General features: G+C 55.8%; 20 protein-coding genes. 13 read left to right on the forward strand and 7 right to left on the reverse strand.

Annotated features, from left to right (window positions below; genetic code table 11):
- Window positions 1–79: 79 nt before the first annotated feature.
- Entirely contained in the window at window positions 80–256 is a 177-nt protein-coding gene (locus tag SAMA_RS14025; RefSeq protein ID WP_011760785.1) for a helix-turn-helix domain-containing protein, read from the forward strand.
- 85 nt (window positions 257–341) lie between these two features.
- On the opposite strand, the gene cydC is transcribed toward SAMA_RS14025, so the two are convergent.
- From cydC to SAMA_RS14040, 3 genes are all read right to left on the reverse strand, one after another.
- Window positions 342–2,069 (reverse strand): heme ABC transporter ATP-binding protein/permease CydC, encoded by a 1,728-nt coding sequence (cydC, locus tag SAMA_RS14030; RefSeq protein ID WP_011760786.1) that lies wholly within the window; start codon window positions 2,067–2,069, stop codon window positions 342–344.
- Window positions 2,066–3,859: a heme ABC transporter permease/ATP-binding protein CydD gene (cydD, locus tag SAMA_RS14035; protein ID WP_011760787.1), complete on the reverse strand. Its 1,794-nt coding sequence runs from the start codon at window positions 3,857–3,859 to the stop codon at window positions 2,066–2,068. The genes cydC and cydD overlap by 4 nt, the downstream gene beginning before the upstream one ends.
- Window positions 3,860–4,092: 233 nt before the next feature.
- On the reverse strand, window positions 4,093–5,358 hold the full coding sequence (locus SAMA_RS14040) for a DUF3626 domain-containing protein (RefSeq protein WP_232280491.1): 1,266 nt from the start codon (window positions 5,356–5,358) through the stop codon (window positions 4,093–4,095).
- A 293-nt stretch (window positions 5,359–5,651) separates the two neighbouring features.
- Here SAMA_RS14040 and nirK point away from each other — a divergent pair, with 293 nt between their 5' ends.
- The 5 genes from nirK to SAMA_RS14065 all read left to right on the forward strand — a co-directional run bounded on the left by nirK (window position 5,652) and on the right by SAMA_RS14065 (window position 10,022).
- Window positions 5,652–6,833, forward strand: coding sequence for a copper-containing nitrite reductase (nirK, locus tag SAMA_RS14045; protein WP_011760789.1), 1,182 nt, complete (start codon window positions 5,652–5,654; stop codon window positions 6,831–6,833).
- Between the two features lie 170 nt (window positions 6,834–7,003).
- A complete protein-coding gene (locus SAMA_RS14050; protein WP_011760790.1) occupies window positions 7,004–7,921 on the forward strand; it encodes a hypothetical protein in 918 nt (305 codons plus the stop codon).
- Window positions 7,922–7,935: 14 nt separating this feature from the next.
- Entirely contained in the window at window positions 7,936–8,595 is a 660-nt protein-coding gene (locus tag SAMA_RS14055) for an SCO family protein (RefSeq protein WP_011760791.1), read from the forward strand.
- Between the two features lie 42 nt (window positions 8,596–8,637).
- The gene (locus SAMA_RS14060) at window positions 8,638–9,111 is read left to right on the forward strand and encodes a copper chaperone PCu(A)C (protein WP_011760792.1); all 474 of its coding nucleotides are present in this window, start codon (window positions 8,638–8,640) and stop codon (window positions 9,109–9,111) included.
- Window positions 9,112–9,203: 92 nt separating this feature from the next.
- Window positions 9,204–10,022, forward strand: a complete 819-nt coding sequence (locus tag SAMA_RS14065) for a Crp/Fnr family transcriptional regulator (protein ID WP_011760793.1) — start codon at window positions 9,204–9,206, stop codon at window positions 10,020–10,022.
- Between the two features lie 45 nt (window positions 10,023–10,067).
- Here SAMA_RS14065 and SAMA_RS14070 read toward each other — a convergent pair whose 3' ends face one another.
- Window positions 10,068–10,595 (reverse strand): hypothetical protein, encoded by a 528-nt coding sequence (locus tag SAMA_RS14070; protein WP_011760794.1) that lies wholly within the window; start codon window positions 10,593–10,595, stop codon window positions 10,068–10,070.
- Window positions 10,596–10,836: 241 nt separating this feature from the next.
- On the opposite strand from SAMA_RS14070, the gene SAMA_RS14075 reads away from it, so the two are divergent.
- A complete protein-coding gene (locus tag SAMA_RS14075; protein ID WP_011760795.1) occupies window positions 10,837–12,438 on the forward strand; it encodes a DEAD/DEAH box helicase in 1,602 nt (533 codons plus the stop codon).
- 82 nt (window positions 12,439–12,520) lie between these two features.
- On the opposite strand, the gene SAMA_RS14080 is transcribed toward SAMA_RS14075, so the two are convergent.
- Window positions 12,521–13,087 (reverse strand): TlpA disulfide reductase family protein, encoded by a 567-nt coding sequence (locus SAMA_RS14080; RefSeq protein WP_011760796.1) that lies wholly within the window; start codon window positions 13,085–13,087, stop codon window positions 12,521–12,523.
- 10 nt (window positions 13,088–13,097) lie between these two features.
- Window positions 13,098–13,844 carry a hypothetical protein gene (locus tag SAMA_RS14085; RefSeq protein WP_011760797.1) on the reverse strand — a complete coding sequence of 249 codons (747 nt, stop codon included), beginning with the start codon at window positions 13,842–13,844 and terminating at the stop codon, window positions 13,098–13,100.
- A 91-nt stretch (window positions 13,845–13,935) separates the two neighbouring features.
- Between SAMA_RS14085 and SAMA_RS14090 the strand changes: the two genes are divergently transcribed.
- A complete protein-coding gene (locus SAMA_RS14090) occupies window positions 13,936–14,502 on the forward strand; it encodes a MarR family winged helix-turn-helix transcriptional regulator (protein WP_011760798.1) in 567 nt (188 codons plus the stop codon).
- 52 nt (window positions 14,503–14,554) lie between these two features.
- Here SAMA_RS14090 and SAMA_RS19850 read toward each other — a convergent pair whose 3' ends face one another.
- Window positions 14,555–14,839 (reverse strand): TipAS antibiotic-recognition domain-containing protein, encoded by a 285-nt coding sequence (locus tag SAMA_RS19850; RefSeq protein ID WP_011760799.1) that lies wholly within the window; start codon window positions 14,837–14,839, stop codon window positions 14,555–14,557.
- Window positions 14,840–14,996: 157 nt separating this feature from the next.
- On the opposite strand from SAMA_RS19850, the gene yqfB reads away from it, so the two are divergent.
- The 5 genes from yqfB (at window position 14,997) to SAMA_RS19855 (ending at window position 23,608) form a co-directional block, all read left to right on the forward strand.
- Window positions 14,997–15,326, forward strand: a complete 330-nt coding sequence (gene yqfB / locus SAMA_RS14095; protein ID WP_011760800.1) for a N(4)-acetylcytidine aminohydrolase — start codon at window positions 14,997–14,999, stop codon at window positions 15,324–15,326.
- 132 nt (window positions 15,327–15,458) lie between these two features.
- Window positions 15,459–16,253: a PhzF family phenazine biosynthesis protein gene (locus SAMA_RS14100; RefSeq protein WP_011760801.1), complete on the forward strand. Its 795-nt coding sequence runs from the start codon at window positions 15,459–15,461 to the stop codon at window positions 16,251–16,253.
- Between the two features lie 165 nt (window positions 16,254–16,418).
- On the forward strand, window positions 16,419–16,904 hold the full coding sequence (locus SAMA_RS14105) for a CopD family protein (protein ID WP_041410469.1): 486 nt from the start codon (window positions 16,419–16,421) through the stop codon (window positions 16,902–16,904).
- A gap of 228 nt (window positions 16,905–17,132) precedes the next feature.
- The gene (locus SAMA_RS14110) at window positions 17,133–17,900 is read left to right on the forward strand and encodes an FKBP-type peptidyl-prolyl cis-trans isomerase (RefSeq protein ID WP_011760803.1); all 768 of its coding nucleotides are present in this window, start codon (window positions 17,133–17,135) and stop codon (window positions 17,898–17,900) included.
- Window positions 17,901–18,388: 488 nt separating this feature from the next.
- On the forward strand, window positions 18,389–23,608 hold the full coding sequence (locus SAMA_RS19855) for a S8 family serine peptidase (protein ID WP_011760804.1): 5,220 nt from the start codon (window positions 18,389–18,391) through the stop codon (window positions 23,606–23,608).
- Window positions 23,609–23,699: the final 91 nt, after the last annotated feature.

Genomic DNA, 23,699 nt, shown 5'->3' on the forward strand with positions numbered 1-23,699 from the left:
TTTGTGGCCCCTTGCACGCTGGCGTCATTGGCTATACTTGATTAACCCCGATTAAGACCGCCATCAGAGGAACAGCCCAATGAGCGATAAACTGCTGACACTGGACGAAGTTGCCAAGCTGCTCGATAAATCTGCCGTCACCATCAAACGCTATGCCAGGGAACACTTGCTGACCAATGTGGGTGAAGGCGAAGAGCTGATGTTCAGGGAAGAGGAAGTGATGCGCTATTTGGAGTTTTCCAAACGCCTGGGTTAGCCAGGCAAAGTCCGAAAGTGCCTGGCATTCATCGCCAGGTTCAAATAAAAACAGGGCCATTTGGCCCTGTTTTTTACATGCTGGTTTACTCACGGCTAAGGGACAGCGCCCGGTACTCTGGATGCTGCGCCACCAATGTCTCGTGGCTGCCACTGGCGCGAACACGGCCATTTTCCAGGATATGGATAGCGTCCATTTCTGTCATGGCAGTCAGTCTGTGGCTTATCATCACCAGCGTTTTGTCTTTGGCATGCTCAAACAGCAGCGCCAGCATTTGCCGCTCGGTACGTCTGTCGAGCCCTTCGGTGGGTTCGTCCAGCAGTAAAATGGGGCTGTCTTTCAACAGCGCGCGGGCAATCCCAATACGGCGGGTCTCTCCCCCCGAGAGCAAACGGCCCCCCTCGCCTATCCACAGCTTGAGTCCATCGTCGCTTTGGGCCAAATAACCCAGTCCTACCCGCTCCAGTACCTGTATCAGCGCCGCATCGGTCGGCAGTGTTTCACAGGCCATGGCCAGGTTGTCTTTGAGGGTGCCGGCAAAGAGATGTACCCGCTGGCTTACCACGGTAATGGCCGAACGCAGCGCTTTTTCAGTGACCTCCTGAATGTCGGTGTCACCCACCCGAATACGCCCCGCGTCGGGATTGTAGCCTCGGGTCAGCAGGGTAAAGAGGCTGGATTTCCCCACCCCGGTTTTGCCGAGCACAGCAACCCTGCTCCCCCGGCGAATATGCAGCGAAAAACGCGACAACACCGGATCCTGTGCCTGATAACCAAACTCGATATTCTCAAAAATAATGTCCCCGGCAGGCAGCTGCGTTTTATCACCAAATGCGATGGTGCTTTGCTTGCCGGTAATGTCATTGACCCTGTCGCCCGCGGCCAGACACCCCGCCAGCTGACTGAATGCTCCCGCCAGCGGCATCAGCATTTCCATCACTGCCAGACTGGCAAAGAGCACCATGGCCGCCAAAGGCCCAGGGGGAACCCTGTCACCAACACCACTGGATGCCATGACCAACATCAACACGATGAGCACGCCATGTACCATCACCAGCACCGCCTGTGATAGCCCCTGCAACCCGGCCATGGCACGCTGCGAGTCTTGCCATTGCCGCTCTGTGGCATTCAAATCCTGCCGATACTTGTCCAGGGCACCAAACAGCCAAAGCTCTGCCAGCCCGCCCAAAAACTCCAGGGACTGCACCCGGTAGCGGCGCTTTTCATTGACGACTGCCACAGCGCTGCTGCGCCCAAGCAGATAAAAACTGAGGGGAATACAACACAGCGCCAACAGCAAACCGCCACAAAGCAGCAGGGAAAGGCGAGCGTCAAACCATCCGATAAAGGCAAACAGCGCCAGCAGCACCCCAACAAAGGCCCCCATGGGCACCAGGAGGCGCAGGTACAGATGGTCAAGGGTGTCGATGTCGGCAACCAAGCGATTAAGGAGTTCCGACTGTCTGAGTCCCGCCAAATCCTTGTCCGCCAGCGGCATCAAAGCCCGCCACACCTTTACCCTGAGCTCGGTCAGCAGTCTGAAGGTGGCTTCGTGAGTGGCAAGACGCTCACCATAACGACTCGCGGTGCGGGCTATAGATAAAAAACGTACCCCACCCGCCGGGGTGAAAAAGTTAAAGGCCTGGGCCGTGGCAAGGCTCAGCCCCGCAACGGCGGTAGCAGACAAAAACCAGCCCGACAGCGACAACAGGCCAATTCCGGCCACCAGTGTAATAAAGGCCAGCAACAAACCGGTAAACATCATCAGCCATTGGCGGCGCAGCAGAGGTAAAAAAAGTTTAATCAAGTTCATGACCTCAGCTCCCCGTCACACATCGGGATATCCAGGCTGCGCGCAAGCCCCGACTCAGACAAGAGATCGGCAAACAGGCCGTTGGCATTGGCAAGCTCTATCGCCGTTCCCGACTCCACAATGGCGCCGCCATCCATCACCAGTACACGGTCGAGCTGGGTCAGCGCTTCTAGGCGATGGCTGACCATGACCAGGCTCAGGCCCTCACTCTCCCGCATGATGCTTTCCATCACCTTGCGCTCACTGTCCACATCCAGGCTGGCGCCGGGTTCATCCAGCAGGAAGACTTGGGGCTGCCCTGCCAGAGCTCGTGCCAGCGCCAGCCGCTGGGCTTGCCCCACAGACACGCCGCCGCCTCCTTCGGCGATGGCGTGCGACAGGCCATCGGCCGACCCTGCCACAAAATCCGCTATCTGCGCCTTGGCGAGCAGCTGCTGAATTTGCTCATCGCCAAGCGCTCTGCCCATGGCAATGTTGTCGCGAATGCTGCCATGGAAGAGATGAGGCTCTTGACCAAGCCAGGCTACAGCGCCTCTCCACTGGCCCATATCCAGCTCGGTGAAAGGCATGCCACCCACGGTTAACGTCCCTTTACAGGGCAAAAAGCCCAGCAGCGCATGCAGCAGGCTGCTTTTACCCGCTCCGGACGGCCCGACAATGGCGAGGCGCTCCCCTTGCCTGACGCTGAATGACAGCGGCCCTGCAATCAATGCCCCCTGATGGCTGTATATGCACAGATCCCGCGCTTCAATATCGAGATGGTGTGGCAATGGCTGCTTGCCTTGCTGTGTATCTGTATCGATGGCAAGCAGCTCAGACAGCGCCTCGGCGGCGGCCACCGCCTGCGCCTTGGCATGGTAGTGGGTGCCCATGTCTCTGAGAGGCTGATAAAACTCCGGCGCAAGCATCAGCACGAAGAGGCCGGTAAAGAGGCTGATACTCTGACCGTAATGGCCAAAATCCAGGTGCCCCAGATAGCTGAAACCGAAATAAACCGCGACCAGAGCCAGGCTGACAGCGGCAAAAAACTCCAGAACCGCTGAGCTTAAAAACGCCATACGCAGCACGGCCATGGTGCGGCTTCGAAATTCATCGGAGGCTTTTTCGATGGCACGCCCTTCTGCTTCGGCCCGGTCGAACAGCCGCAGGGTAACTATGCCCCTGAGCCTGTCCATAAAATGCCCTGACAGCCTCGACAGTGCGGCAAAGTGCTTACGGTTGGCATCGGCGGCGCCCATGCCAACCAGGATCATAAAGAGCGGAATAAGCGGCGCTGTCCCCAACAAAATCAGACCGGCGGCCCAGTTCAGCGGAAACACGCAGGCCAGGATCACCAAAGGGATAAGGGCAGCGAGCGACAACTGCGGCAGATAACGGGCGTAAAAGTCGTGTAAATCTTCGATTTGTTCAAGCACCACGGCGCCCCAGCTGCCAAGGGGTTTACCTTTGATAAAGGCAGGTCCCAGTGCCGAGAGATGGTTTAGTACAGCGGCCCTGAGTTCAGTTCTAAGACGGCGCCCCGCTTCAAAGCTAACCCGCTCACGGGCCCAGGCAACAATCGCGCGGGCAATGATTAGCCCCAGCAGCGCAGCTATTTCAGCCCCGAGGGCTTGAATAGTTTCGCCCTGCATCACCACCGCGCTCAGCATGCGGGCAAGTAACCAGGCTTGGCCTATGAGTAACAAACCGGCGAACAGACCAAGCGCAACACTCAGCAGCAGAAAAGGACCACAGGCGGCCTTACGGGATTTAAGCCAGAGAGCGAGTTGTTTTTCGAGGGATTTGTCCATGTATATCCTGCGCCAACGCCCCTTGACCGGGGCCGGGAATTACGGCAGGGAGGCAGTATCTCAGTGTTTGCACGAGGAGGAAACCCAAGTCGATGGATTTGTTAGGGGATTCACAGAATTTGCGCTGGATCAAAAAAACGCTTAAGTCTGGATTAAGCCAACCTCTTATGTGGCGGGTTGGCGGTGGTTTCTAAGCACTGGCAGGGAAATGGCTTTCCACCTTGGGCAGGCATTCAGCTCGCTGAATTGTCTTTGACGGCAGCAGCCGCGTCCGCGGTGTGAGCCCCCTCTGTGGTTACCGATGCCTCAAAGCCCTCTTCTTTGCATGTCCCCTGGACGCAGGTAGCGTCATTGCCCCCAGGCTCGGCCTGAACATTTTCCTGCAGCGGTGCTGACTCATCAAGCATAAACGATGTCTCACGCTCATCCCGCGCGGCGCCGTAACGCACCAACAGATGCCACAACCATTTAAGTTCGCTGAGCACCTCGGTTTTGTGGCCTCGTGCGCGCCAGCGGGTTGGGAAACGACTGACTTCCCGTGCGGCAACGCCGATGGCATAGGCCGTAACGTTACCATCGATGGCAAGTCGCTGGGCCAGCGACGGCATGCCAGCACCGCGAAAATCCCGCACCACATGCTCCACATCCAGGCAGAGGCCTGAATGCCAATAAAGGGCTATCTGATAACGTTCTGCAATCGAGCGCAGCAAGGGTTCAATCTCAGTGCCTCTGAAACTGGGATCGGCCACCAGTGCCTCCATGTCTTCAGCAAGCGACAGCGGCCCGTGGATCTGGGCTTCGATATAGTGATCCAGGTTGCCCGACAAGCCGCGCTCAAACCTCATCACGATATCTTCACCCAGAGTCGAGACAAGCCTTTCCACCAGTTTGGCCGGTGCCAGGCCATGCTCACCCAAGGCGTAACGACGCTCGAAACTTTCGGTCAGCAAGGCGGCCATCACCATCTCAAAGGCATCGGCTGTGCCCTTGTCACGGGGATTGCGGTAAGAATCGTTAAAACAAAAGGTTGCCCGAGACAGCACCTCCGGCTTGGTCAGGAAATAGCAGCTGCCAAAACGCGGCGCAGGGCCATTGGGGGCGAGCAGTAAATCGAGGGCGCCATACTTGGGACGGGCAGCAATATCTGTGGTGAGCTCACGGAAAAATTGCCGCTCCCAGTGATCACGGGCACCGCCAATCTCAGGCGAAAGCAGACCGGACGAAATGTGGGTTTCAAACTGGCAACGATAGCGGCCGTCCTGCAACAGGCCTTCGGCCACCGTCAGTCCCCGGGAATCAAACCTGTCCGGATGAAAGTGCAAAGCAATTCGCCCATGCATGGCCACAGCCTGCATGGCGGCATTGAATCGGCCCGGCGCTATGTCTGACATCTGCAGCACATTACGGATAATGCCCAGAGCGGATTCACGCTCTTCCCGGGCATAACGACTCAGGCTTTCTATCGCCAGATACTGGCTGCTCGGCGAACGCGGCATCATGCTCCTTGTGGCTGGCCGGAAAAGGTTGAAAACACTGCAAAGATAGCAGAGCGGCCGCTGGCTCTCCATCTAAATTAACAGCCTTTAATGGGAAGCATTTTCTCCCCATCCCCCTGTAATTTACCTGTTCATTTGACGTTAACGGAAAGTTTTTTTCGCCAGTTGACTTCCATCAATTGCTTTTTTGCCCATGGCGATAATTTAGACACCAGAAAAGGATTCTCAACACCAAGCGCCTCCTCTCAAGGAGGCCATAAAAACCATCACGCGATATCACAACCATGGAGTTTGGCATGAAAAACGAACAGCAATCTATCGAACATGGCGTGGACACCAACCGCAGACAATTTCTGGGTGGATCTGTGGGTGCTGGTCTGGTGGGACTGGGGCTCGCTTCCGGACTAATGAGCAGCCAGGCCAATGCCACCACCGCAGGTAACAAGGCCAAAAGCGATCGCATGGCCAACTACACCGCCGATCAACTGGAGCGCGTAAAGCAGGAGCTGGTGCCGCCGCCAATGGTACCCAAGCATGATCAGGTGGCCACGGGTAAACCCAAGGTCATTGAAGTCCGCCTCGAAGTAGAAGAAAAGCAAATTGAGCTGGAAAATGGCGTGTTTGCCTGGGTGTGTGCCTTCAACGGCAGTGTGCCCGGGCCACTCATTGTGTGCCACCAGCACGATTACGTTGAGCTGACGCTGGTTAACCCCAAGACCAATGTGCTGTCACACAACATCGACCTGCACTCAGCCACAGGCGCGCTGGGCGGCGGCGAACTGACTCTGGTTGCCCCCGGGCAGGAAGTCACCTTCCGCTTCAAAGCCACCAAGGCAGGTACCTTTGTGTATCACTGTGCCCCGGGCGGCATCATGATCCCCTGGCACGTAGCCATGGGGATGCACGGCGCCATCATGGTACTGCCAAGGGAAGGCCTGAGCGACGGTGATGGCAACCCACTGCACTACGACCGCGCCTATTACATTGGCGAAGCCGACTTCTATGTGCCCAAAGATGCACAGGGCAACTACAAGCGTTACAACCAATTGATGGAGAGCATGGAAGAAGTGCTCACCACCATGAAGACACTGCTGCCTTCCCACATAGTGTTCAACGGCGGGGTAGGTGCCCTCACCGGCAAGCACGCCATGCCTGCCAAGGTGGGTGAGTCAGTGCTCTTTATCCACTCCCAGGCCAACCGTGACACCCGCCCTCACATCATCGGCGGCCATGGTGACTATGTGTGGGCCGCAGGCTCCTTTGCCGACCGCCCACAACGGGATCTGGAAACCTGGATGGTGGCCGGTGGCAGCGCGGCAGCTGCACTCTACACCTTCCGTCAGCCCGGGCTGCACGCCTACGTTAACCACAACCTGATTGAGGCCATCATGAAAGGGGCTGCCGCCCACATCAAGGTAGACGGTGAGTGGGATGACAACCTGATGGTACAGGTGAGAAAGCCCAGCGCCATCGCATAAATCGCTGCGCGTTAACTGAGTCAGAGTGCGCTGACTGAGCCACAGCGCACTCCCGGCTCAAAGATGTGAAATACCTGGGTGCAAACGCCAAGATGTACGCGCGGACAGGTGAACGTCTGTCGTCTGCACCTTGCAGCGCCGGGCTGCAAGGCCCGGCAAAGGAGTCTGATATGAGCAGTTCCCACCTCGCTGATGGATTCTGGGCATGCAAGTTTAAGGAGTCATGGCGACGTCAGCAGGCATGGCTTTGCGCCCTCTTGTGGTCACTGAGCCTGCCGCTTTATGCCGCCGAGCCACTGAAAGACTACCGTCTGGAAGCCGCGGTTTATCAGTGGTATGGCATGTTGGACTCAGGCAAAACATCGTCATTCAGCGGGCAGCAACTGGCCGTTACACTACCGGAATATCAGGACGCTCAAGGCGGCGGTGCCCATCACATACTTGCCATCACACCACTGCTTGTCGACACGTCACTGTCCACCGGCTCACAAGCGAACAGTAACTCAGCTATACAGGCTTCAGTGTCCCTGGAGTTTTTGCCTCCATCACCCGGCGACATGACCCGGGGACACTACCTTGAAGTCACCATGCACTTTGACGCAGCCATGGCGCTTACGGCGCTCACGACCGAAGTGCACGAACAGGATGACTTCGACTCCCGCTTTCGCCCCTCGGCCGAGAGCAACCTTATCCGGGCGCTGATTTATCGCTGGACGGCTCAGCTGGATTCACCGGGCACGCTTCATCCACAGGGCCTGCCCCCGTTCACCAAAACAGCCAGTTTTATTGCCCCCGAAAAAGGCATCAACAATCCTGCGGCTTACCTTAACCACCTCAATAGCCTGCAACTTAAATCCAGCAGGCGGGAAATTAAAAATCTGATATTGCAATCAGGCGCCGAGCCCGGGGAATACCAGGTGAGCTTTGAATATCAGTGGCGGGCGCAAAACGCCCGAGGTGAAGAAGAGCTATCCCAGATCCAGGTCGACATGACTCTGGTTGTGACCGATGGGCAGGCAGTGATTTCTGCGTACAGGGAGCGCTTTCTCCCGCCAGTAACCGACCTTGGCGCCGAAATCCGGTGCTGAACCAGGAGACCCTTATGACAAACAAGCACACACAGTCAGCCATCTTCATTGGCAAATCCTTATCCATACTGGCGTTGCTGCTGGCATTCGCCGGTTTCCAGGTACAGGCACAGATGCCGGTACTCAAAGGCATTGGCGGCGACTTCAGCATGCAAAGCAGCAAAGGGACTCAGGTCAACCTCAGTGACTTTCGCGGCAAGGTGGTCATGATGTTTTTTGGCTACACCAATTGCGCCGACATTTGCCCTACCACCATGGCTCACATCAGCCAATTGATGCAAAAAATGCCAGCAGAGGAACGCGCCCGTATTCAGGTACTCTTTGTCAGCATCGACAGCGATTACGACACCCCCAAACACCTCAATAAATATCTGAGTTACTTTGACCCCAGCTTTATCGGCCTGGTGGACGAGCGGGCCAAAATTGATGAAGTAGCCGCCATGTACCATGCCGACTACAGCAAGCTTGCCGACGATAAGGTCACGACCGAATACAAAAAACTCAGCCTCGAACGCCAGGGCAGCGCCGGCAAGGGCTACCTCTACTCCCATACCGCCAAGATTTTTGTACTCGACCCCGAAGGGCGGGTGCGGGGTTTCTTCTACACAGGTACGCCGCTGGACGAGATGCAGGCGGATATTTCCTCACTGCTTAATACTCAGGCAAAAAGTTAATCCGACAGTGACATCAATTCAGCTACATGAAAGGAAAACAAGATGATATTCAACCTCAAACAGCTCCTGAAACCCGCCCTGCTGCTGGCCCTGTTGAATACCTCGGGCGTCATCGCCGGGGAACTCATGGTCCACGACGCCTGGGTCAGGGCCATGCCCCCCAATGCCAGAGCCGTGCCTGTGTATCTGTCTGTGCACAATGGCAGCGAAAAGGATATCGCCCTCACAGCCATTGAAACGCCCATGGGGCGAATTGAGCTGCATCAGAGTATTCAACAGGGCGAAATGATGAAAATGCAGCGGGTTGAGCGCATTGAGGTGGCCGCCCACACCATGGTCAAACTCGCCCCCATGGGTTATCACGGCATGCTGCTGGACATGCAGGCGCCCCCTGCAGCCGGGGAAAAAGTCGCACTGACACTGCACTTTGATAACGGTGAAACCGCCCGGATTGACGCGCCCGTGATAGCCGGGCAAGGGGAAATGATGGCGTCGGGCCATGAGCATCATCATTGATCTCAGGCTTATCCATCAAAGGCGATCCAGATCAATGATTTGAATGGAAATGTGACTTAGTCTGCCCTTCAGTAACCGAGCCGGGGGGCAGCATGATCACCGACATTCAGACCAGTCAGATTATTCATCAGCATCATCTTTTTTCGCCCCTCGAGCCGAGGCAATTGGAACAGTTGCTGGCGGGAGCCGGTCGCATCAGCTTGTCTGCGCAGGAACACCTGTTTCATCGTCAGGACCCCGCCAAACGCTTTTATCTGGTGCTCAAGGGCAACCTGCAACTCTATATCACCAGCGCCCAGGGGCAGCTTAAGGTGCTGGAGGTCGTGCGGCCAAATCACTCTTTCGCCGAAGCGCTGATTTTCAATCAGGAACCCTTTTACCCTGTGTCTGCCCAGGCGGTACAAGCCTGCGAGCTCATCAGCTTTGATGCCGAGGCCTATCTGGCCATTCTCAAGCAAAGTCCGGATGCCTGCATTGCAGTCATGGCGGCCATGAGTATGCGCCTGCACAAGGATATTCAGGAGATTGAAAACCTGTCGCTGCAAAATGCCGAGAACCGGCTGCTGATGTTTTTGCTCAGGCACAGCAAACCTTCCGGGGATAACAGCGGCATGCTGACCCTGGATGTGCCCAAACGAACCCTGGCATCGCGGTTGTCAATTCAGCCGGAGACCTTCTCCCGACTGATAAAAAAGATGAACAGTGAAGGTATGATAGAAGAGTCGCGGGGACTGATTAACATCCCGGATCTCAGCCGTCTTTATGAAAGTATTCAGCAGCTTGAACCAGCGGCATGCGGGCGCTGCCCCATGGCCATGAAAAAGGCAGCACTGAAACAGGCACAAGCAGCAAGCAAAGTCAGTTTGAATACCCGAGCACTGGCGGACAGAATTCCCGCCAGCGTGAGTTAATCCAAAGCCGTCAGACAGCGTCTTGCAGTCTCCTGCTTGAAGCTGTCAGGTCCCGGCAGTCGTCTCGCAGCTGCCAATCAGGGTCTTGAAGTGTTGCCCCAGATCCTGTCCGGCAAAAGCCTGAGCCTGGCTCGCCATGCGCGCCAATGTTTGGGAAGCGCCTTCCAGCCCTTCCTGCTCAATCAGCGCCTTGGCATAGGCTGCCACATCGGAGCCCTGCTGCAGGAGGGCAGCTGCATTTTGCAGATCAAATTCCTGTTCCATCATCGACTGCACATTGGCGAGCAACTCAGCCACCTTGGCCGACTCCACCAGCGCCCCTTCCACGTTTACCAACTCGCCCAGCGGGTCTTCGGCAAGTTTATTGGCCACACAGGCCGCCACCGACCCGGCTTCGGCGCTTACCACCACAGCATCCAGCCCCTCGGCACGAATTTGCTCAATCGCTTGCTGAATGTCGGCATTACGCGCAAGCCAGGCCTGCTCCATCGCCGCCTTTTCATCCCCCCCAAACCAGCCGCAGCCAGACATCAACAGGGCACCCAATGCCAGCGAGAGAATTTTTTGTGTCATTGCCTTTTCCTTTAAATCAACTATCCATAAACAAGGCATGAATAACTGCGCTGCCCCGTGTTGCCACAGTGTTCCAGAATCGCCTTAAACGGGGATGAACGCGTAAAACCAACAAATAAACGCAGGTTTGCGGCCATTTACATGGCGGCATGCCCGGTGCTTTGGTAAGCTTGCGCCCCCTGCTACGGGCGCGGCCATCAAGCCTGCCCGAACACCTTTCCTGCAAGCAAGAGAAGACTGCATGAGTTTTGCCTCACTGGGCCTGTCGGCGCCCATCCTCAAAGCCCTCGATCATAAGGGCTATAAAACCCCGTCTCCCATTCAGGCCCAGGCCATTCCTGTAGTGCTTGAAGGACGGGATTTGCTCGCCGCCGCTCAGACTGGTACCGGCAAAACCGCAGGCTTTACCCTGCCCTTGCTCGAATTGTTATCCCAAACCCAAAAGGCCGGCCCCAAGCAGGTGCGCGCCCTTATCCTGACTCCCACCCGGGAGCTTGCGGCGCAAATCGCCGATAACATCACCGCTTACAGCAAGTATCTGCCGCTGAAAAGCACCGTGGTATTTGGTGGGGTAGGTATTGGCCCGCAGATCACCACCCTGCGCCGTGGCATCGACATCCTGGTGGCAACGCCGGGCCGCCTGCTGGATTTGCATCAGCAAAACGCCGTCAGCTTCCATGGTCTGGAAATTCTGGTGCTGGACGAAGCCGACCGCATGCTGGACATGGGCTTTATCCACGACATCAAACGCATCCTGAAGCTGCTGCCTGCCAAGCGTCAAAACTTGCTGTTTTCGGCTACTTTCTCCCCTGAAATCCGCACCTTGGCCCATGGACTGTTGCACAATGCCGCCGAGGTATCTGTTACCCCGAGAAACAGCGCCGCCGAAAGCGTCAAGCAGTGGATAGTGCCGGTGGACAAAAACCAAAAGCCGGCCCTGCTTGCCGAGCTGACCCGTTTTTACCGCTGGCAGCAGGTACTGGTATTTTGCCGCACCAAGCACGGCGCCAACCGTCTGGTACGCCAGATGGATGCCGAAGGCATCAAGGCTGCGGCCATCCATGGTAACAAGAGTCAGAACGCCCGCACCCAGGCGCTGGCCGACTTCAAACGCGGCGCCATTCGCATGCTGATTGCCACCGATATTGCGGCCCGCGGTATCGATATCAGTGAATTGCCCAACGTGGTCAACTTCGAGCTGCCCCACGTACCGGAAGACTACGTACACCGCATTGGCCGTACCGGCCGCGCCGGTGCCAGCGGTGAAGCGGCCTCTTTGGTTTGCAATGAAGAAGCCAAGCAACTCAGAGACATTGAGCGACTGATTAAGCAGTCACTGCCCCGCAAAGAGTTTGTGGGTTTTGAACCTGTTCACGGCCTGCCCCCCAGTGAAAATCAGGGCAAGTCCAAGCCAGGTGGAAGTAAGCAAGGCGCCAAGCCCGGCAATAAGAGCCAGGGACGAAAGCCTCAGGGCCAGAGCCGCAATGCCCAGCCAAAGCAGCGCCAGGGAAGCCGGGCACAGGAAGAGCGCAGTCAGCAGGACAAAAATCCATCTCGCAGCGAACAGCCACGCCGTGAAAGAAGGGGTAACGACCAGGCTCGCAGTGAAAGGCCCCACAGCGCCAGGGCTCATGGTGATAAAGCTCGTAGCGACAACGCTCGTAGCGAAAACGGCCGCAGCGATGCCCGCACTGACAGCGCTCGAAACGACAAGCCCCGCAGCGACCGCCCGAACACTGACAGAGCTGCCAGCAACAAGCCCCGCAGCGGCAATCGCCCCCAGGGACAGGGCCAGCAGCGGCCCCGCAGTAGTGCCAAAGGTGGCGAGCGCAATCAGGGCTAATCTTGCCCAGACCACACAATAAAAAAACCGGCCATTGGCCGGTTTTTTTATTGTGTGCGGGGCGTGTCACCAAGGCGGCTTGTTATTGCTGGCAATGCCTGTCGTCACATAAGTCAGGACCTGAACCGGCTGACAGGCCAGAGTCTGAAGTCTCAGGCCTATTGACCTCCCCCGCCAGCAGGGCGTCTTGCAACAGCAGGGTTCCTATCGCCTTACCGAGTTTCATATCTTCCAGCACTCCAAGATGTTGCATCCTCACCCGGCCATCCGCATCCAGCAGTACCAGGGTGGGCGTGCCCTGAAATCCCCAGCGAGCCATGGTCTCGGGTATGCGTCCGGCCGGACGGTCGATGGCGATGGGAAACCTGAGCCGATACTCATGCACAAAGGCCTGCAGCGCCTCCGGCCCCATGACGCCGTGATGCTCAAACACCGAGTGCAGCCCCATGATGGCAATGTCATCACCGAAGGTGTTTGCCACCCGGGCCAGCTGCGGCAGTCCATGGCTGATGCAGGCGGGGCACAGCATCTGAAATACATAAATCAGCAATGGTTTGCCACGAAAGTCCTCAAGACTGAGCGGGGTTGGCGTATTGAGCCAGGCACTGACGGCAAGTTCGGGTGCCAGCGGAAATTCAACGTGCGACATAACCCGCTCCTTAATGATTCACCTTGCCAGGCAGACTCAGGTCGCCAGAGGCAACATCGAACACATCCACCACACAAAACAGCGGCGCATGCAAATTGGCACTGACTCTGAGGCCAGATGTCACCCCGTCAAAGCTGGCGGACGCGACAACATCGATATTGTCGAATGGCACCTTCACTTCGACTCTGTCACCGCTCAGCAGCGGGTCGAAGCCTGGGCTGTCGATATACAGGGGTAGGCCGGGCCAGGTCTTGGGCAGCTTGGGGCGGGCTCCTTCGGGAATATCCTTCACCTTGAGCTTGCCCGGGCCGCATGCCTCGTCGGCGACCAACACCACCCAGTGGCTGTGCCACAAGTCGCCGTCATTGTCGGTATTGTTATCGCCGTTTTCATCAAACAAAGGCGTATCGTCAAAGTCTGGATGGCTCGCCACCGCCAGCGCCAGAATGCCCGCCCCGGCGTCAAAGCCCACTTCGCCACTGTCGATACTGGTCGGCCAGACGTAGGCAAAGGCCGAGGCGCCCTCAAGCTTGCCACCAGCCTTGGGAAGGAGGCTCCCGGCTTCACCGGCAACGCCCATGTGGAAGGTTGCCACATTGCCCTTGGTGGTGATTTTGGCATGCACTATGTCAAAGGCGGGTTCTATCGCCTTATCAGTTTTGGCCTGAATGCCGCCCTGATGGGCGCCGTGGCCTATTGCGGCTGCGCTGAGCAGCAAGCCTGACAGGGTTGCAATGGCGAGTTGTGACGGTTTCATAGTGGCTCTCCTTGATCGTTTTGAGTCGAAACAATTAAAACCAAAATGATCCAGTCTTGTCAACATAGTTTCGAGGCGATACAATTGTTTCATGACTTCAGAAACCATCCAGATCCAGCAGTTGCTGGAACGCATTGCGGCGCTGCTGCGCGGCGAAAGGCGAAACAAATTAGTCGAGTTGGGGCTGCTGCCGGTGCAGTTCGATGCCCTGTGCTATCTGGGTGAGTGCAACCGCTACTCGGATACCCTGATGGCCCTGTGTGAATACCTGGGCCAGACCAAGGGAACCGTGTCGCAGACGCTGAAGGTGTTGGAGAAAAAGGGGCTGATTGAGCGCCATGCCGATGCCAAAGACAAACGTGTGATACACCTCAAACCCTCTGAAACCGGATTGGCGCTGCTCGCCGAGCTGACCCAATCTCCCTTGCTTTGTGCCTTATACACTGAGCATGGATTTGACTCCCGGCTGACAAGCGCCCTCGCTGCACTTTTGAAGCAGCTGCAACAGACTAATGGTGGCCGCGCCTTTGGCGTGTGCCACCAGTGCCGCTACAATCAAAGCCCTGCAGAAGGGCATTTCCAATGCGGCCTGACCGGCGAGTCCCTGTCTGAGGCGGATACCCAACTTATCTGCCGTGAATATGAGCATATTGATTAGTAAATAAAAAACCGGCATCACGCCGGTTTTTTTACTGGAAAGTCATAAGACCTCAATCGCTGGCGGCATAGGCCAACAGACCATCGTGCATCAGTGCTGCCGTGCCTTCGCCAAAGCGATCGTAAAACGGCCTGAACCTGTCATCGCCAAGGTACATGGCCGCCAGCATCGGCAGTCGCGCTTTGGGGCATTCGCCATTGGGTTCTGCGCCATTTAGTTCTGATCCATTTGGTCCTGAGCCAAAGATACTGAGCCAAGGCTTTCGCGAAACCCTCTCTTTAACAACCTTTCGTATACACGTGTCTGCATCGACACAACAGCGAGTCTTGGGCCTCACGTAACGTGAGACACAAGGAAAGTTTTACCATTTCAGGCAAATTTGTTTGAGCTCTTTCAAATGCGTGCAGAAAAAGCACCGCAGTCAGGCGTTACAGCGTTAAAATGGCATCATCCCGGGACAAAGCGCCCTTTATTTGAGCCTAGGAGCCGACAAAGTGCATCCAACTAAAATTACCTTTTATGAGCGGTTTGAACCCATCATTCTCTCCGGCGACAAAACCATCACCATCCGTGACGAGGCCGAGTCACACTATGTGCCGGGCACCCGGGTCGCCGTCCATACCTATGAAACAGACCGTTGGTTTTGCGATATTGAAATAGGCTCAGTCACGCCCATTCAGTTCGATGCCCTGAACGAGGAACATGCCCGTCAGGAACACCTGTCACTTAAGGATTTGAAAGCTGTTATCCGCGACATCTACCCTGAGTTAGATTCACTCTACGTGATTGAATACCGTCTTATCTCTGCAAGCCAAGCGGGCTAATTCTTAAGGCTGACTTTCATCTTCTTCGTCCCCTGAGTGGGATCCCTTGGTTGACTCAAGGCAAACAAGCTGAAATAACAATACCTTGCACAAAATACGAATCTGTTTCCGATTTTGCTTCAAGGAAGTCCCATGGAAATAACCCTGTATCAGGTCGATGCCTTCGCTCGCCGGGTATTCGAAGGCAATCCGGCCGCAGTGTGTCCGTTGCCACACTGGCTGGACGATAAACTGCTCGCCAGTATTGCCAATGAGAACAACCTGTCGGAAACCGCGTTTACAGTGCCGGTGAACGGCGGCTACCACCTGCGCTGGTTCACGCCCGCAGAGGAAGTGGAACTGTGCGGTCACGCCACGCTGGCGGCGGCCCATGTACTTTTCAACCATCTGGGGCATGAAGGCAATGAGCTTGCCTTCCAGACACTCAGTGGCGTGCTCACAGTGACACGCAGCAATGACATGTACACCCTGGATTTTCCGGCCACGGTGCCACATCCCACCGAGGTGCCCGCCGCCCTGATTGCAGGTCTGGGCATGGGCGCTGAAGCGGTACTCACCGGGTTTGATTACATTGTCGTGCTCAAGGATGAAGCGAGCGTAAAAGCCCTAACGCCGGACTTTACCCCCTGGCACAGCCTGCCCCAGAGAGGCGTGGTTGTCACAGCGCCCGGCGACGAGGTGGACTTTGTCAGTCGCTGCTTTTTCCCGAGACTCAAAGTGGACGAAGACCCGGTAACAGGGTCGGCTCACTGTGAACTGACACCATACTGGGCCAAAAGGTTGAACAAAACACGCCTTACGGCCCGGCAATTGTCGTCCCGTCCCGGCAGCCTGTTGTGTGAACTTGTCGGCGACAGAGTCAGGATCTCCGGTCAGGCAGTGGATTACCTTAAAGGCACTATCCTGCTGCCCGAGGTTAAGGGTTAAGGGTTAAGGGCTAAAGCGTATTCCCATACGCAGGCGAACCGGTGTTAACCCCCGTTTGCTTACTTTTTCCGGGAATTAACCTGGATCAAGGCGCCTTGATTCACCTCCCTTAAGCTAGCCAAAGCCGCCCTTCACGTCGACAGGGCGCCTTTGGGAGCCTTTACCTTGTACGCCACGATTTTACTGCTGCACCTACTGGGGGCAATTCTCTGGACAGGTGGCCATTTGGTTTTAACCTTAAGCATCCTGCCCGCCGCCCTGAAAAACAAAGATCCTCAACCTTTACTGGATTTTGAATCGCGCTTTGAAAAACTGGCCATGACAGCCCTTGCGGTGCAAGTCACCACAGGCATGATGCTGGCGCGCCACTATTTGCCCAACCCTGCACTCTGGTTTGCCGAGGCTCAGCCGTTTTCGGCCATCATCAAGACCAAGTTACTGCTGTTGCTGCTGACACTCCTCACGGCCCTGAGTGCCAGGTTCAGGGTACTGCCCCAGCTGGTCGCCGAGGCTTCATGCCACACCCGCGATAAAACCAACAGTCACCTGCTGTACACCATGGCTGGTCACATCGTTGTTGTGACCCTACTGGCGATGGCCTTTGTTATCACAGGTCTGAGCGTGCGCACCGGCTGGCTGTACCAGCACTAAGCCACCCATTGAATCAATCTTAAAAATTTAAATTAAAACAAGCAGATAAATCAAAACCCCTCTACATCCTCAAGACCACACTGTTAATCAAACATCCGCTTGAAATGCATGGAACGCCTGCATTCTCAGCTCATAATCGCTTGTACAAAGGCGCACAATTTATGCGTTGAGTCTGTAAATCCGTAACCGTTAGTATGAGTTCTTTTACAAAGATGTTACGGAGTCCAGGTGAGCCACTATACACATCAAAAGTTCGTCCTTCCGCTACTGACTGCGACGTTACTCATGGGTTGCGAACCCACAGTTCAATCCCCTCCCCCCGCACAAAATGCCATCACAGCCAATGCCGAAACAGCGCAATCGGCAACGGTCGAAAAGTCCTATGCTGTGGGATCCCAATTCGGCAACTTTGCCCGGGAGTACCTTAAAGCACAGGCTGAGATCAATGAGCCGCTCGATGAAGCCATTATCATCGCGGCCTTTGGCGATGCACTGCGTGATAAGGCCAGCATGGATCACGAGGTTGCAGGGAAGCTAGTCAGTGAAATGCGTCTGGCGACCCAAAAACGACGCGCCGAGCAATTCAAGGCACAGCAGCTGGCAAGTAACAGTTCTTTTTTGGTGGAAAACGGCAAAAAACCTGGGGTGACCACCACAGAATCAGGATTGCAATACGAGGTACTGACCCTGGGAACAGGCCCAAAGCCGGGCCCAAAAGATATAGTAAGCGTGCATTACGAGGGACAGCTTATCGATGGCAAGGTGTTCGACAGTTCTTTTAAACGCAACGCTCCAGCCACTTTTTCACTCGACCAGGTCATCAAAGGCTGGACCGAAGGGCTGCAGTTAATGCCTGTGGGCAGCAAGTTCCGCCTTACCCTGCCCCATGATTTGGGATATGGCAGTCGTGGTGCTTTGGGCGGAGAAATCCCACCCTTTGCTACCCTGGAATTCGTCATTGAGCTGTTGGATATCCAAACCCCTACGGACAAATAACCCAGAAATCATGTACCCGACCATGCCGCAGCAGAGACTTCTGACCAGCGGTTTTGACCCGACTCTTTTGTCGGGTCGACATCATAGTATCCCGCTTCCATCCATTTCCTCCTGGCACTGCCGCCACACAGTTCGCTGCGTTGAATTTGTCACAGGATAACTATGCCAATGCTAACCAGATATGGCGCTCCAATACGTCACCATCGAAATCCGCAAGGGCCAGCAAAGTCACCTGAAATGTACAGTAATTGTAAAAACATTGTTTACTCAAAGCTAAAGGCGCCAACGCCCAATCGCTCTGACTTCAGCGCACATATCCCATTCTGAAACAGTCATAAAACCCACATATTGCAACACCCTTGCCATATGACTCGCTCTGCAGATTTGCATATAACAATGTCCTCCCGGTAACAGAATCCGGGCTGACATACGCAAACCGATTAACAAAATTATTACTAAAAAGCACAAAAACCCTTTCAGGAGGACGTGTGAAGTTAAAATCCATCACTCTGGCCACCATGGCGGCACTGTACGCCTCAGGTATGGCAGCAGCATCGACAGATATCACCCCTGTTGCCGGTATCAATGCGCTGAAGCAGGTTCAACTGCCTTCCGTCGAAGAACAGCAACGTACCCAGGTAAACAAAGTTGAAGCCTACAGCTCCCGTGTTAAGACCAACAGTGGCAAGAACGTACAACTGCAGCGTGCCACTGCCGCCGACAAGTTCAAGCCTGAAGAAGGCGTCAGCGGGGAGCAGGTTTACATCATTGAGCTCTATGGCAACACGGTGCAAGACTCTTTTGCGGGCAGTCGCGCGCTCACCCAGAGCAGCCAGCCCTTTGGCCTTGCTTCAGTAACAGGCCTGAAGGGCGAAGCCCTGAAATCACCGGAAGCCGCCTCGATTGAGCGCGCTATCCTAGAAAAGCAGGACTCCATCTTGTCCGAGGCTTCATCGGTTGTTGGTCGCTCACTGGAAACCCCATTGCGCTTTACCAAGGCAATCAACGGTTTCACCACCAAGATGACCCAGGACGAGGCAATGCGCCTTGCCAGTATGGGCGCAGTGAAGAGCATTAGCCGTCGCCAAATTCTTGAACTTCAGACCGACGTTGGCCCTGGCATAATAGGCGCTGACAAGGTGTGGACCGGTAACACTGCCAGCATGATGCCCTACATGGGCGAGGGTGTGGTTGTTGGCGTCATCGACACAGGCATCAATACAGATCACCCCAGTTTTGCCCCCACCGGTGACGACGGCTATACCGTCGAAAACCCGCTGGGTAGCGGCAATTATCTGGGTGATTGTGCCAAGGCCGAATTCGCCGATCGCTGTAACGACAAGCTGATTGGTGTGTTCAGTTACGAAGAAATTACCGACCAATATTCCGCCGACGAATTCCAGGACCCCAACAAGCCTTGGTATGACCCTGCAGTGGAAATCCGCCCACGCTTTGGTGAGGACTACAATGGTCACGGTTCACACACAGCCTCTACCGCCGCAGGTAACGTGAAAAAGAACGTGCCTTTCGTGGTGCCAGAAGGCGCTATGGGTGACGGTGTCCCTACAGGCTATGAGTTTCCGCAAGTGTCCGGTGTCGCGCCCCATGCCAACGTGGTGGCCTTCCAGGTGTGTTATTCAGCCGACTTTGTGCCCTATGCCGGTTGTGCCAGTGATGCCATTGTGGCCGCCATTGAAGATGCCATCGATGCCGGTGTTGATGTTATCAACTTCTCTATTGGCAGCCCCATGGGCAGCGAACCCTGGTCAGCCCCAACTCAGAAAGCTTTCCTGAATGCCCACGAGGCTGGCATCATGGTTGCTGCCGCGGCCGGTAATACAGGCACCAACGGCTCCATGGAAATTTTCGGTTATATCGACAACACCTCGCCCTGGATTTTGACTGTTGCCGCCTCCACTACGGGTCGTACCCTGAATGTGGAAGGCAAGACCATGACCGGCTTCAGCGGTGGCGATACCACTCCCCCTGCGACCCTGATGGGCGGCAGTATCAGCGGTGAAGTGACAGGTCATCTGGTCTTGGCGGAAGACTTTGGTGACAAGCTCTGCGCCCAGCCATTCCCCGAAGGCACCTTTGCGGCCGATGATATCGTCATCTGTGAGCGCGGAGAGGTTCCACGCGTTGCCAAGGCCGACAACGTCAAGGCCGGTGGTGCCGGTGGTTTTGTGCTCTACAACACCAACTTCAGCAGCAGCAACCCGGAAGGCAAGATCTTCGACGACATCTATTCCCTTCCCGGTATCCATCTCAGTGCCCGCGACTGGACCTACAAACTCAAGCCCTGGCTGCTCAGCGGTACTGACCACATGGCCACCATTACGGCGTCCGAAATGGTGCGCAATGTGGATCCGACCCAGCAGGATATTTTGGCTGAGTTTTCCTCTCGTGGCCCTGCGCCATACAACCCAGAGCATCTGGTGCCCTCAGTCACCGCGCCCGGCGTGAATATTTTCGCAGCCAACGCGGATGACCAGCCTTTCACCAGTGCCCCGGCGGCCAGTGACTGGACCATCATGAGCGGTACCTCCATGGCGAGCCCGCACACCGCCGGTGCCATGGCACTGGTACGCGATGCCCACCCGGACTGGACCCCGCAGCAAGTACAATCTGCGCTGCAGATGACGGCAGAGCAGGTGGTAACCTACAAGCCTTACAGCTGGGCACAAAACTTCCTCGATGCCGGCATTTACCGAGCAGGCTCAGGTCGCATCAACGTAGCCAATGCCATCAACGCGGGTCTTCTCATGAATGAGACTGCAGCCAACTTCCGCGCTGCCGACCCAAGCAACGGCGGCATGCCAACCCGCCTGAACCTGCCTGAGCTGGTGAACCTTAACTGTAAGGCGCCTTGCAGCTGGGTTCGAGAAGTGACCGCCACCGAAGACGGTACCTGGGCCATCAGCACCGAGACTGATGAGTACAGCGTGCGCCTGAAAGCCATGCCGGAAACCTTCACCCTCAAGGCCGGTGAAACCCAATCCGTGGTCATCACAGCGGACATAGTGGATTCCCAGTCCCATAACGGCAGCGCCGAGCAGGAAGTGCATGCCCGGGTATTCCTGAGTTCCAACAACCCCGAAGTGCCGCAGATTTACTGGCCGGTGGTGTTCAAGTATGACGAGGGCAGCCTGCCAAGTGCCATCAATCTGGAAATGAACCGAGGCAGCGGCAAGCATGTGCTGAGCAATATCATGCTGCCCCAGCTGAACGATGCCACTTTCACGGCCGCGACGCCGGTTAAGGGCGACAAGCAACTGGTCACCCTGCAGCAGAACGAAAATAACGTGGGTGGCTTCGGTAACCGCCGAGTGGTCAATGACGACGACTTCCTGTACATGGTGGATGTGCCCGCCAACAGCGCCCGCATAGTGGTGGAGGTCCTGGGTCTGAAGGACTCCACAGCCCCCATCGACCTCTACCCAATGTGGGGTGGTGATGCCGACATTTATGTGGGTATTGACCTCAACAACGACGGGGTCCCTCAATGGGAAGAAGAGGCCATATGTTATTCGGCTACCTTCGGCAACGATGAATTCTGTAACATAGATAACCCTGAAGCGGGTAACTACTGGGTGGTGATAGATAACTACCGTGGCCCATCCTACGTTGACCGCCCCACAGACACCTTTGAGATTGCCACCGCTGTGGTATCCAAAGATGCGGCAAGCAATCTCAGCGTCACCGGTCCAAGCGTCACCGACGGTATCAACCCCAGTGAACTGACCCTGAACTGGGAGTTGCCAGAGTCCGTGGAAGGGGATGTGTACTACAGCGCCCTGATGGTCGGCACTGATGCCAACAACATTGCCAACGTGGATACAGTAGCAACCCGCCTGTACCGTGGCGCCAACGAGTTCACCATCAAGGGATCACAAACCCAGGCGCTTGCCGATCAGCGGGTAAGCGTGACTCTGCACCTCAAGGAAAACCTCGATGGTTATGACCGCGACTTTAGCCTGGATGTGCAAATTCCTGACAACCTGTACCTGGTTGAGGACAGCCTCAAGGTGTCCCGCGCAGCAGCCGGTGAGCTGGCCATTACCGACTCTGGCTTCAGCCTGGTAGGTACACAGGAATCCACCCTGCACGCCGCGCCCGAGTACAAGATCACCACCAGCAAGGACGATGCCATGTGCCGTCTGCCGAACCTGGGTCAGGGTGAAGACAGCAAGTACCTGGATCTGCGTCAATTCGGCTTCCCAACCCAATTGGGTGGCGGCTATCAGGATGTGTTCGAGTTCGACCTGCGTTCCGTTTGGGGTAAAGATGGCCGCATTTCGCTGTTCAATAACTTCCAGTATGAGAAGACACCGATAGTGCGCATCAATCCGATAGGTTATCTGCAGTTGGATGAGTTGCCGGACTTCTTTGGTGATAACCAGGATCTCAATCAGCCCAGTTTCCCTTACCTGCCGATTGCCCCCCTCTGGCGCGGTGTGCACTACACTGACAACGGCCTGGATTGGGGACGTCAGTACGCCCCGCTGCAGCCAAACGCGTATAGCGACAAGGACAACAAGGGTATTTCCCTGGCCTATACCGCGGCCGGGATGATGATAGTCGAGTGGGACAACGCCTATATGGCCGATGCGTCATGGGACTACGTCAACAAAAAGATTGTCTATACCTCCCGCGGCGACTCGGTGGACTTTGAAGTGCTGCTCAACAGCAACTACGGTTTTGGTGATGGCGAATATGAGATGTACTTTGCCTACGACAACCTGAACTGGGGTCCAACCGATGGTTTCAGTACCATAGGTCTGAAAGGCTTTGTGGGTCCACGTGATCCTTATGGCCCAACCAATGGTCCTATCGGTGCCCAGTACCTATTCGGTGATGCACGGGATAAGATAGAAGACGAAATGGTGATCTGTTATGACTATGCCGGCCCAGAGTCGTCACAGTTTGACGTCACCTTCGACGTTCTGGTCAAGACCAATGCTGCCGGTCAGCCACAAGATATAGTGGCAACCCTGAACGGCACAGACGTGGAGCAAAGCGAGCTTAGCTACAGCATCAACGTCCCCAGCAACCTCAAGATTGGTGCCATCAAGGATTACACCATCAGCGAGGACTCGAGTCTGGAAGATGTGATGGTGGCCTACAGCGACAGCAACACTGTACCCAACGTCATCAAGGTAACCGGTGAGCACATCACTGCCGTGGTCAATGGCAACGAACCCGGTGCTACCTTCGATCTGGTTCCGGAAGCTGACTTCTTCGGCCAGACCGAAGTAACAGTCACTGTATCCGACGCCAACAACCCCGGCGATGCCGTCAGCACCAGCTTTATCCTGACTGTCACGCCGGAAGCCGACGCCCCAGTGGCCAAGGTAAGCGACACCAACCTTACCATTACCGAAGGCGACACACTGACCCTGGATGCCAGCGCTTCTATGGATCCTGATGGTGACAGCCTGACGTTCACATGGGAAGGCGACGGCAATATCGCTGACAGCGCCGCAGCCGTTACTCAGGTAACAGGTTTGGCTACTGGCAATCACACCTTTACAGTCACTGTGTCTGATGGCGATGAAACAGCCAGCGCCGAAGTGGCGGTCAAGGTCGTTGCCAAAGCCTCACCTGCCGAACCGGCAGCGCCAGCTGATAAAGATGGTGGTGGCGCACTTGGCTGGTTGGCCTTGCTGTTAATGCCATTGGCGGCACTGCGTCGTCGTTCTCGCTAATGCGAAATTAATCAACACCTTGAATAAAGGCCCCTCATAAAAGAGGGGCCTTTTAATACTCAAAACCAGGAAAATAAAATCACTTACCAGC

The sequence above is a fragment of the Shewanella amazonensis SB2B genome, from assembly GCF_000015245.1.
In the GTDB taxonomy this organism is placed as follows: domain Bacteria; phylum Pseudomonadota; class Gammaproteobacteria; order Enterobacterales; family Shewanellaceae; genus Shewanella; species Shewanella amazonensis.